Below are 9,258 nucleotides of genomic sequence, written 5' to 3' on the forward strand. Positions count from 1 at the left end.
CTTTCGAAGGAGCACGATCATGACCGACGCGACCCCCTTCCCCCCGGCGCTGACGGAGGGCTACCGCGCCTTCCTCGACGACCGCTTCGTGCGCGAGCAGGACCGCTACGCCAGCCTCGCCGAGGGGCAGAGCCCCGAGATCCTGATCATCAGCTGCTGCGACAGCCGGGTCTCGCCGGAGGTGATCTTCGACGCGCGGCCGGGCGAATTGTTCGTGGTGCGCAACGTCGCCAACCTCGTCCCGCCCTTCGAGACCGGCGGCGAGTATCACGGCACCTCGGCGGCGCTCGAATTCGCCGTGCAGGCGCTCAAGGTGAAGCACATCGTGGTTCTGGGCCATGCCCGCTGTGGCGGCGTGCGCGCCTTCGCGGACGATGCCGCGCCGCTCTCGCCGGGCGACTTCATCGGCCGCTGGGTCTCGCTGATCCGCCCGGCGGCGGAGGCGCTCGGCGACGAGCCGCGCGGGCCCGACTACCTGGAGCAGCTCGAATACGCCACGGTGACGAACAGCCTCAAGAACCTGATGACGTTCCCCTGCGTGCGCATTCTGGTCGAGAGGGGCAAGCTGCAACTCCACGGCGCACATTTCGGCATCGCCACCGGGCAGCTGCGGGTCCGCGACCCCGAGACCGGCGCGTTCCGCCTCGCCGAGCCCGACCGGGCGGCCGGGGCGACGAAGCTGATCCGGTGCCAGGACGAGGCGGGCAGCGGGGGTTAGTGCCGGTCTACCGAGACATTTCGAGGATAGCGCGTCCCCCTCTCCCGTGTGGGAGAGGGGTTAGGGGTGAGGGTGACACGCTTCCATGTAAAGCGCTGAGCCTAGTGCTGGCAGCTCAACATTCAGGGCTTTACACTGAATCGTGTCACCCTCACCCCTACCCCTCTCCCACACCTTGCAGCGATACCGGGCAAGCCCGGCATCGCCTGGAGAGGGGATCCCGCGACCTCTTGGTCTCCGGGCAATCCATGACAAGACTCAATCCTCATGCCCGATCCGCGCCGCCAGCGCCGGCGCCAGCCCGGTGCTCGGCTTCGGATCCGGCCGCCGGAACGTCCCGGCCGTCGCCTTGGCGGGCCGCTGCGCCACGACGGCCTCGGCGAGCTTGACCGCCGCCACCATCTGATCGACCACCGGCACCGGCAGACGGTCGCGTACCCGGGCCCCGAGGCCCGTGAGGGGCGCGCCGGCGAAGATCAGCACGTCGGCGCCATCCTCCTCGACCGCCGCATGGGCGAGGTCGATCAGCTGCGCCTCCTTCTCCTCCTGGACGGCGGAGAGTGCGGAGAAACGTCCCTCCAGCGCCCGCACCCCGGCGCAGCGTGCTTGAAGGCCGTGGGCGGCAACGCATTCCTCGTACCAGGGCACCAGCGCGCGGGCGAAGGTGACGAGGCCGAAGCGCCGGCCGAGCAGGCAGGCCGACAGCATCGCAGCCTCCGCCAGGCCGATGACGGGAAAGTCGAACAATTCGCGGGCGCCGAACAGGCCCGGATCGCCGAAGGCCGCGATGATCGCGGCATCGACCGGCGGCGCCTCGGCCAGCATCTCGAGGGCGAGGGCACCGCCGATCTGCGCCTCGGCTCGCGTGGCGATGTAGGGCACGCCGCGGGGCGCCGTGACCGTCAGGATCTCGGTGCCGGGAGCGGCGGCCGCAGCGCCGGTGGCGCGCATCAGCTCGGTCACGTCGCGGCTGGTATTGGGATTGAGGAGCAAAAGGCGCATCGAGGGTCTCGTCTGGATCAGGCGGCGTCGGGCCGGGCGAGGCCGGCGAGGAGCGCCGTGCCGGTATGGCCGACATGGTCGGCGAGGAGGCGCCCGGCGGCCGCGGCGTCGCGGGCCTCGAGCGCGGCCAGGATCGCCCGGTGCTCGGCGACCGATTCGTCCCAGCGCGCCCGGCTGTCGAGGGCGCGGCGGCGGGCGATCTCGGCCCGGGCGTGCAGGGCCTCGTGCGCTTCCCGCAAGGGGGTGTTGCGGGCGCAGGCAACGATCAGGGTGTGGATCCGCTGGTTGAGGGCGAAATAGGGCCCGAGCTCGCCAGCGGCGTGGTGCGCCTCCAGCTCGGACTGGTAGGCGCGCAGCCGCTCCAGCTCGGCCGGGGTGATGCGCGACGCCGCGAGTTCCGCCGCCGCCCGCTCGATGGCGGCGATCGCCTCGAACAGCTCGGTCACCGCGTCCGCCCGCAGCTCCGCCACCCGGGGCGAGCGGTTGGGCCGCAGCTCCACCAGCCCCTCGACGGCGAGCAGCTTCAGCGCCTCGCGCAACGGCGTGCGCGAGATGCCGAGCGCCACGGACAGCTCAGTCTCGACCAGGGCGGCGCCGGCCGGCAGCGTGCCGTCGACGATCAGCCCGCGCAGCCGCTCCGCCGCCTGGTCGTGCAGGCCGCGGCGCGGCCCAAGGCCGGCGGGCTCCAGCAGCACGGGCTTGCGCGGGCGCCCGCGCGGGCGCCGGACCGGATCCATGCCTGTCACTCTCCCTCATCGTCGGGATGGGACCATAGCGGCTAAGACCGACCACGGGCGCATCAATTCCAGGCAATTCTGCTGCCTGGCTCGGCATTTGGCATCAATTGCATGCAGAGCACGAAAAATGCGTTGCGCGGCGTCCGAGCCCGTCACACCCTGATCTCGCGGCGGTGCCGAACGGCCCCGCCAGCCCCTTCGAGACATCCGGATCACGCCCGGACGGCGTGCCCCTACGAGCGAGGTCACCGACCATGCGCCGCCCTCTCGGCCCCCTGCTGGCTGCCGTCCTCTTGTCCGTCTCGCCCGGATCCCTCGCGCCGGCCTCGGCGCAGGAGACCCCGGTGAAGGTCGGCTACGCCAAGTGCGCCCATTGCCTGCCGGTCGCCCTGCTGCCGGGGCTCGCCAAAGGCGCGACGATCGACGCCACCGGCTTCAATTCCGGCAACGACGTGCTGACGGCGCTGATCGCCAAGAGCCTCGACGTGGCGCAGGTCACCTACCTCCACTACGTCACCGCCCTCGACAAAGGCTTCGACATCGTGGCGGTGGCCGGCGAGGTGAATGGCGGCTCGGAATGCCTGTCGGCCAAGGCGCTGAACCTGAAGGCCGACGACTGGGCCGGGTTCAAGGCCGCGGTCGAGAAGGCGAAGGCGGCGGGCACGCCGCTCAAGGTCGCGGCCTCCCGCGGCAACGCGCAGGACATCCACATGCGCGGCGCCTTCCTCAAGCAGGGCATCAACCCGAACAAGGACGTGCAGTTCGTCAACATCCCGAACCCGTCCGACCATCTGGCGGCGATGCAGCGGGGCGAGATCGACATGGTCTGCTCGGTCGAGCCCTTCGCCTCGCAGATCCGCATGGCGGGCGCGGCGAGCCGCTTCGTGCTGCCCTACGACCAGGCCGCCGGCAACCTGACGAACCTGATCGTCACCCGCTCCGACGTGATCGCCAAGAACCGGGCCGGCGTGCAGGCGGTGGTCGATGCCGACGTGGCGCTGGTGGAAACGCTCAAGGCCGACAAGAACGTGTGGGTCGACGTGATCAACCAGAAGACCGGCCTGTCGAAGGAGGTCGCCGCCGCGGCGATCGCCAACGCCGAGCCGGATTACCGGATGCACCGGGGCAAGACGCTCGCGATCGCCGCGATGATGCGGGACCTGAAATACATCAGCCGCGACGTCTCGGCCGACGTCGAGACGCACATGGACTTCTCGTTCCTGGAGGCCGCCACCAAGAAGACCCGCGATGGCCTCGGCTACTGAGACCGCAGCCCTGCCGGAGGCGGCGCCGGCTCCCGCCCGCCGGCTGCCCCGGCGCCTCGTCGCCTTCGCCGAGAGGGCGGCCCTGCCGCTCCTTCTCGTCGCCGGCTGGGAGGCTTTTGCCCGCTCCGGCGCCCTGCCGGCGGCCCTGCTGCCGGCGCCGACCACCGTGCTGCATGCGCTCGGGGACTGGCTCCTTGGTCTCGACGAGAGCACCCAGACCTATTCCGGCCACTGGGTGCCGGATGCGCTGGCGAGCCTGACCCGGGTCGCCGCCGGCTACGCCATCGCTTCCGTCTCGGCGATCCTGATCGGAATCGCCATCGGCTGGTGGCGGCTCGTCGAGCGTACCGTCGAGCCGACGTTGCAGATGCTGCGGCCGATCCCGCCGGTCTCGTGGATCCCGCTCGCCATCATCTGGTTCGGCATCGCCGACAAGCCGGCGATCTTCCTGGTCTTCCTCGGCGCGTTCTTCCCCGTGCTGATGAACACCATCCACGGCGTGCGCGGGGTCGATCGCAACCTGATCCGGGCAGGCTCCATGATGGGCGCCTCCGAGCGCCAGCTCCTCACCGACATCGTGCTGCCGGCCGCCCTGCCGTCGATCTTCTCGGGCTTACGCATCGCCATCGGCTCGGCCTGGATGCTGACGGTGACGGCCGAGATGGTCGCGGTGAAGAGCGGGCTGGGCTACGTCCTGTGGGATTCCTACTACTTCCTGCGCTACGACATCGTGCTCGCCGCGATGATCTCGATCGGGCTGCTCGGCTACCTGTCCGATCTCGGCCTCAAGGCGCTGATGGCCTCGGTGCTGCACTGGCAGAAGGGCACGACGGTGCAGGGGCGGTGATCCGCCCCCTCCCCTCCTCCAGCTGCCCTTCCCCCAGCTGCCCTTCCCCGCAGAGAGTCCCATGAGCGCGATCGACCTCGCCGACGTCCAGAAAGTGTTTCGCGACCGCGACGGGCGCGACCTCGTGGCGGTGGACCGTACCCGAGCCACGATCGAGGCGGGCGAGTTTGTCTGCCTGCTCGGCCCCTCGGGCTGCGGCAAGTCCACCCTGCTCAACATGATCGCGGGCTTCGAGGCGCCGAGCGCCGGCGAGGTCCGGGTGGCGGGACGGCGCGTCGAGCGGCCGGGCGCCGACCGCGGCGTGGTGTTCCAGCAGCCGACGCTGATGCCCTGGCTCACCGTCATCGACAACGTCGCCTTCCACCTCAAGCTGAAGGGGGTGGCGAAGGTTGAGCGGCACGAGCGGGCGAAGACCTATATCGACCTCGTCGGACTCACCGGCTTCGAGCGGCATTATCCGGCGGAATTGTCCGGCGGCATGAGCCAGCGGGTCGGCATCGCCCGGGCGCTCCTGATGAACCCGGCGGTGATCCTGATGGACGAGCCCTTCGCCGCGCTCGACGCCCAGACCAAGATCGAGATGCAGGAGGAACTGGTCGCGATCTGGCAGCGGGTCGGCGCCACGGTCGTGTTCGTCACCCACTCGGTCGACGAGGCCCTGGTGCTGGCCAGCCGCATCGCCGTGATGAGTCGGCGCCCGGGCCGCATCCGCGAGTTCATCCCCTTCGATCTCGCCCGGCCGCGGGACGTTACGAGCCCGGACTTCAACGACATGAAGCGCCGCATCCTCGGGCTGATCCGCGAGGAATCGAGCCGCAAGGTGGCCGCGTGATGGAGGGCCGCGCGATGACCCGCCTCGGGATGCTGACCCCGTCGTCGAACACCCGGTTGGAGCCGGCGACGGCGGACCTGCTGCGCGACGCGCCCGCCGTCACCACGCATTTCTCGCGCTTTCGCGTCACCGAGATCACCCTCTCGGCGGCGGGGCTCGGGCAGTTCGACGAGGCGCCGATCCTGAACGCGGCCGCGCTCCTCGCCGATGCCAAGGTGGATGCGATCGCCTGGAACGGCACCTCGGCGGCGTGGCTGGGATTTGCCCGCGACGAGGCCCTGTGCGCCCGGATCACCGAGGTGACCGGCATCCCGGCGGCGACCGCGGTGCTGGGTTTTCGCGAGGCCTTCACCCGTGCCGGCATCCGGCGCGTCGGCCTCGTCACGCCCTATACGGGCGACGTGCAGGCGCGGATCCAGGCGAATTGGGGGGCGGCCGGGTTCGACTGCGCGGCCGAGCGCCATTGCGGGCTCTCCGACAACTTCTCCTTCGCCGAGGTGCCGGAGGCGGAGGTGGTCGCCATGGCCCGGGCGGTCGCGGCGGAGGGCGCGGAGGCGGTGGCGATCGTCTGCACCAACATGGCGGGGGCGGCGATGGTCGAGGATCTCGAGGCCGAGCTCGGGATCCCGGTCTTCGATTCGATTGCCGTCACCCTGTGGGCGGCCTTGCGCGCCGCGGGCGCCGAGCCTAACCGGATCACCGGCCAGGGCCGGCTGTTCCGGCTGTGAGAAGCTGATCGATCAGTCTCTGCGGACCCATCATCCTCCGCGTCATTCCGGGGCCGCGAAAGCGGAGCCCGGAATCCATAAACTCAGGTCATGCAGAATGAGGCGGAGCGCTCTCCGCCTTGTCCTGAACCATCCGCGGTTCTGGATTCCGGGTTCCGCTGCGCGGCCCCGGAATGACCAGGAGGGTGTCAATACGGCCAGAAAACACCCAGTAGCCTCCGATGCTTACCGGTCGGCCTTGCCGCCGCTGACCGTCAGCTCCAGGTAGCGGCGCGTCGTCGGCCGCACGAGGTCGGCCATTTTTTGGGCCATCGCCAGCTCCTCCTTCAGCGACATCTCGAAGGCGGGCAGCCGGGCGCTCTCGCCGGCTGCCTCGGCGAGCGTGATCAGCGCGTCGTAGGCCGCCGCCTCGTAATTCTCGAAGGCGCGGTTGGCGAAGGCGTTCTTCAGGATCTCGTCCTGGGCCGGAGTGTGGGCCAAAGCCGCCATGTTGCCCATGAAGCCGAGCACGCCCTCCTTGAGGGCCGACGGGCTCTCGGACATCGCCGCCAGGGCCTCGTCGAGCCGGTCGCGCTGGCCGTGCGTCTCGGTGATGTGCCGGCGGAGCGCCGCCTCCATGTCGGGGTAGCGCTCCAGGCGCTCGACCTGCCGCTCCATGATCTGGAGCGCCTGCAATTCGAGCGCGTGGGTGTTCTTCAGCGCGGTCACGTACAGCGAACGGACGTCCTCGGCCATCGCGGGGGCTCCTTGCCAGGGTTCGTGTGGGGCAGGTCTGTGCTGCCGGGCCAACGCCGCTCGCCAACGCCGGTTCGCGTTAGATACTCATACTGTGACAAAGTATCCGAGAAGGCCGGTCGGGGCAGGAACGCCCGGGAATGCCCGGCGTTGTCCGCCCTCCACGGCGAGGACATCGCCTCGCCCCTCTACTCAAGGGAGATCGCCATGACCGCGTCACCCCCTCCCGTGCCGCCCGGCAACCGCTCCGACAAGGGCCCGGGCAGCGCCGAGCGCGCCCCGACCGAGACCGGGCCGAAGGGCACGGGCCAGACCGCCGACCCGGACAAGGTCGGCCAGTCCGGCAATTCGAAGGTGAACACCACCCACCAGGGCCACCAGCAGGATCGGTGATCGCATGAGCACATCGGACAAGACCGACGCCGCCAACCGCCACCATGGCGGTCCCGGCAGCAGCCACCAGCGCCCCGACCGGCCCGACCCGACGGCCCATGCCGGCCCGAACCCGGGCGAGGCGACCAGCGACAGCCGCTCCCACGTCTCAGGCGGCGGCGGCGAGCGCGACCGGCACCACACCCACGATCCGGACCGCAAGGGTCACTCGCCGCGGTCGCATTGAACCGAGGGCGCCTGCACCCCGGAAAACACACCTTTCGTTAAGGGTGTTTCCCGTGAAACGCGGACGCGGGCGCCCTGATCCCGTCACGGCCTCAGCGCGATATCGCCAAGGTCGGGTCGCAAACGGGCATCCCTGACGAACCGCGTGCAGGGAGCCCGCTCGATGTCCAATCCGGTCCTTCTTCAGCCCGGCCTCACCCGCCGCGCCACCCTGCTCGGTGCGGCCCTCGCCGCCTGCACCGTTCGCAGCGCCTCGGCCGCCGAGGATGCGGTAGCCCGGCTGGCGCAGCTGGAGCGCCGCGACGGCGGCCTGCTCGGTGTCGAGGTGCGCGACACCGCCACCGGCCGCCGCTTCGGCCACCGGGCCGACGAGCGCTTCCCGATGTGCAGCACCTTCAAGGCGATCGCCGCCGCCGCGGTGCTGGCCCGGGCCGATGCGGGCCAGGACGACCTGAACCGCCGGATCGCTTACGGCCGCGATGCCCTCCTCAGCTACGCCCCGGTCACGACGAAGCAGGTCGAGACCGGCATGACCCTCGCCGAACTCTGTGCCGCCGCCGTGGTGTGGAGCGACAACACTGCCGCCAACCTGATGCTCGACACGCTCGGCGGGCCGGGCGGGATCACGGCCTTCGCGCGCGCCCACGGCGACACGGTCACCCGCCTCGACCGCACCGAGCCGACGCTCAACACCGCCATTGCCGGCGATGTCCGCGACACGACCAGCCCGGCGGCGATGGTCGGCCTCCTGGAGAACGTCCTGCTCGGCCGCGCCCTGTCGGCGGAGTCGCGCGCCCGGCTGATCGGCTGGATGCACGACAGCCCGACCGGGCTGAAGCGCGTGCGCGCCGGCCTGCCGGAGGGATGGCGCACCGCGGACAAGACCGGCACCGGCGACAACGGCACCGCCAACGTGGTGGCGCTGATCCACCGGCCGGACGGTGCGCCGATCCTCGCGGCGGTGTATCTCACCGGATCACCGGCCGAGCCCGCTGCCCGCGACGCCCTGCACGCGGAGATTGGCCGGCTGATCGCCCGGAGCTTTCCGGGCGCCTGACGGCCTCAAGCCCTCCGAAGCCCCATGTCGAAGACCACCCGCGCCACCCAAGTCCTCGCCCGCGCCGGCATCCCGCACAGCGTCCACGCCTACGAGTACGATCCGGAGGCGACCCGCATCGGCCTCCAGGCGGCGGAGGCGATGGGCGTGGCGCCGGGCGAGGTGTTCAAGACCCTGATGGCGGCGATCGACGGCAAGCCGGTCTGCGTGCTGGTGCCCTCCGACCGCGAGGTGTCGCTCAAGAAGCTCGCCGCCGCCTTCGCGGGGAAATCCGCCGCGATGATGCGCCCGGCCGATGCCGAGCGGCTGACCGGCTACCATGTCGGCGGCATCAGCCCGCTCGGGCAGAAGCGCGTAGTCCCGACCCTGGTCGACGCAGCCGCCCTCGCCCTCCCGGAGATCTTCGTCAATGGCGGCCAGCGCGGGCTGCAACTGCGGCTCAAGCCCGACGACCTCGTACGCGTGCTCCAGGCCCGGATCGAGGCGGTGACCTGACGGGAACGCAACGTTAACCACGATCCGCCAAGGCTCTGCGGCGAGATCGGCGATGGGGACGGGCGGATGGGTGACGGCGTGCGGTGGCTGGCAGGCCTGATCGTCCCGGGCCTCGTCGTCCTGGGCCTCGCGGGGCCGGCGAGTGCGGCCGACATGCCGGAGCCCGGCACCTGGCCGGTGCCGCGGCCCGCCCCGGCCCCACCCCCGGGCTCTTATACACATAG

At 70.7% G+C, this 9,258-nt stretch carries 12 protein-coding genes; 9 read left to right on the forward strand and 3 right to left on the reverse strand.

Going from position 1 to position 9,258, the window contains the following annotated elements:
* Positions 1-19 precede the first annotated feature (19 nt).
* The gene (locus ABZT49_RS08465) at positions 20-718 is read left to right on the forward strand and encodes a carbonic anhydrase (protein WP_355285317.1); all 699 of its coding nucleotides are present in this window, start codon (positions 20-22) and stop codon (positions 716-718) included.
* 258 nt (positions 719-976) lie between these two features.
* Here ABZT49_RS08465 and ABZT49_RS08470 read toward each other — a convergent pair whose 3' ends face one another.
* Positions 977-1,720 (reverse strand): aspartate/glutamate racemase family protein, encoded by a 744-nt coding sequence (locus ABZT49_RS08470; protein WP_355285319.1) that lies wholly within the window; start codon positions 1,718-1,720, stop codon positions 977-979.
* Positions 1,721-1,737: 17 nt separating this feature from the next.
* Positions 1,738-2,457: a GntR family transcriptional regulator gene (locus ABZT49_RS08475; protein WP_355285321.1), complete on the reverse strand. Its 720-nt coding sequence runs from the start codon at positions 2,455-2,457 to the stop codon at positions 1,738-1,740.
* 254 nt (positions 2,458-2,711) lie between these two features.
* Here ABZT49_RS08475 and ABZT49_RS08480 point away from each other — a divergent pair, with 254 nt between their 5' ends.
* From ABZT49_RS08480 to ABZT49_RS08495, 4 genes are all read left to right on the forward strand, one after another.
* Positions 2,712-3,722, forward strand: coding sequence for an ABC transporter substrate-binding protein (locus ABZT49_RS08480; protein ID WP_355285323.1), 1,011 nt, complete (start codon positions 2,712-2,714; stop codon positions 3,720-3,722).
* Complete coding sequence (locus tag ABZT49_RS08485) at positions 3,706-4,569, forward strand: ABC transporter permease (RefSeq protein ID WP_355285325.1); 864 nt, start codon at positions 3,706-3,708, stop codon at positions 4,567-4,569. Before ABZT49_RS08480 ends, ABZT49_RS08485 begins: the two co-directional genes overlap by 17 nt.
* Positions 4,570-4,630: 61 nt before the next feature.
* Positions 4,631-5,401, forward strand: coding sequence for an ABC transporter ATP-binding protein (locus ABZT49_RS08490; protein WP_355285327.1), 771 nt, complete (start codon positions 4,631-4,633; stop codon positions 5,399-5,401).
* Between the two features lie 14 nt (positions 5,402-5,415).
* Positions 5,416-6,129, forward strand: a complete 714-nt coding sequence (locus tag ABZT49_RS08495; protein WP_355285328.1) for an aspartate/glutamate racemase family protein — start codon at positions 5,416-5,418, stop codon at positions 6,127-6,129.
* A 225-nt stretch (positions 6,130-6,354) separates the two neighbouring features.
* On the opposite strand, the gene ABZT49_RS08500 is transcribed toward ABZT49_RS08495, so the two are convergent.
* Positions 6,355-6,864 carry a ferritin-like domain-containing protein gene (locus tag ABZT49_RS08500; protein ID WP_355285330.1) on the reverse strand — a complete coding sequence of 170 codons (510 nt, stop codon included), beginning with the start codon at positions 6,862-6,864 and terminating at the stop codon, positions 6,355-6,357.
* Positions 6,865-7,071: 207 nt separating this feature from the next.
* Between ABZT49_RS08500 and ABZT49_RS08505 the strand changes: the two genes are divergently transcribed.
* The 4 genes from ABZT49_RS08505 (at position 7,072) to ybaK (ending at position 9,034) form a co-directional block, all read left to right on the forward strand.
* Positions 7,072-7,257 (forward strand): hypothetical protein, encoded by a 186-nt coding sequence (locus ABZT49_RS08505; RefSeq protein ID WP_355285338.1) that lies wholly within the window; start codon positions 7,072-7,074, stop codon positions 7,255-7,257.
* 4 nt (positions 7,258-7,261) lie between these two features.
* Positions 7,262-7,483: a hypothetical protein gene (locus ABZT49_RS08510; protein WP_355285332.1), complete on the forward strand. Its 222-nt coding sequence runs from the start codon at positions 7,262-7,264 to the stop codon at positions 7,481-7,483.
* Between the two features lie 162 nt (positions 7,484-7,645).
* On the forward strand, positions 7,646-8,539 hold the full coding sequence (gene bla, locus ABZT49_RS08515) for a class A beta-lactamase (RefSeq protein WP_355285334.1): 894 nt from the start codon (positions 7,646-7,648) through the stop codon (positions 8,537-8,539).
* 24 nt (positions 8,540-8,563) lie between these two features.
* The gene (gene ybaK, locus ABZT49_RS08520; protein ID WP_355285336.1) at positions 8,564-9,034 is read left to right on the forward strand and encodes a Cys-tRNA(Pro) deacylase; all 471 of its coding nucleotides are present in this window, start codon (positions 8,564-8,566) and stop codon (positions 9,032-9,034) included.
* Positions 9,035-9,258 lie beyond the last annotated feature (224 nt).

This window comes from Methylobacterium sp. EM32 (assembly GCF_040593685.1).
Taxonomy (GTDB): Bacteria; Pseudomonadota; Alphaproteobacteria; order Rhizobiales; family Beijerinckiaceae; genus Methylobacterium.

What these genes read in the sequence shown, in the direction of transcription:
- ABZT49_RS08465 (WP_355285317.1), top strand. Translation starts at nt 20, where the DNA reads ATGACCGACGCGACCCCCTTCCCCCCGGCGCTGACGGAGGGCTACCGC.
- ABZT49_RS08495 (WP_355285328.1), top strand. Translation starts at nt 5,416, where the DNA reads ATGACCCGCCTCGGGATGCTGACCCCGTCGTCGAACACCCGGTTGGAG.
- ABZT49_RS08475 (WP_355285321.1), bottom strand. Translation starts at nt 2,457, where the DNA reads ATGGATCCGGTCCGGCGCCCGCGCGGGCGCCCGCGCAAGCCCGTGCTG.
- ABZT49_RS08480 (WP_355285323.1), top strand. Translation starts at nt 2,712, where the DNA reads ATGCGCCGCCCTCTCGGCCCCCTGCTGGCTGCCGTCCTCTTGTCCGTC.
- ybaK (WP_355285336.1), top strand. Translation starts at nt 8,564, where the DNA reads ATGTCGAAGACCACCCGCGCCACCCAAGTCCTCGCCCGCGCCGGCATC.
- ABZT49_RS08500 (WP_355285330.1), bottom strand. Translation starts at nt 6,864, where the DNA reads ATGGCCGAGGACGTCCGTTCGCTGTACGTGACCGCGCTGAAGAACACC.
- ABZT49_RS08510 (WP_355285332.1), top strand. Translation starts at nt 7,262, where the DNA reads ATGAGCACATCGGACAAGACCGACGCCGCCAACCGCCACCATGGCGGT.
- ABZT49_RS08490 (WP_355285327.1), top strand. Translation starts at nt 4,631, where the DNA reads ATGAGCGCGATCGACCTCGCCGACGTCCAGAAAGTGTTTCGCGACCGC.
- bla (WP_355285334.1), top strand. Translation starts at nt 7,646, where the DNA reads ATGTCCAATCCGGTCCTTCTTCAGCCCGGCCTCACCCGCCGCGCCACC.
- ABZT49_RS08470 (WP_355285319.1), bottom strand. Translation starts at nt 1,720, where the DNA reads ATGCGCCTTTTGCTCCTCAATCCCAATACCAGCCGCGACGTGACCGAG.
- ABZT49_RS08505 (WP_355285338.1), top strand. Translation starts at nt 7,072, where the DNA reads ATGACCGCGTCACCCCCTCCCGTGCCGCCCGGCAACCGCTCCGACAAG.
- ABZT49_RS08485 (WP_355285325.1), top strand. Translation starts at nt 3,706, where the DNA reads ATGGCCTCGGCTACTGAGACCGCAGCCCTGCCGGAGGCGGCGCCGGCT.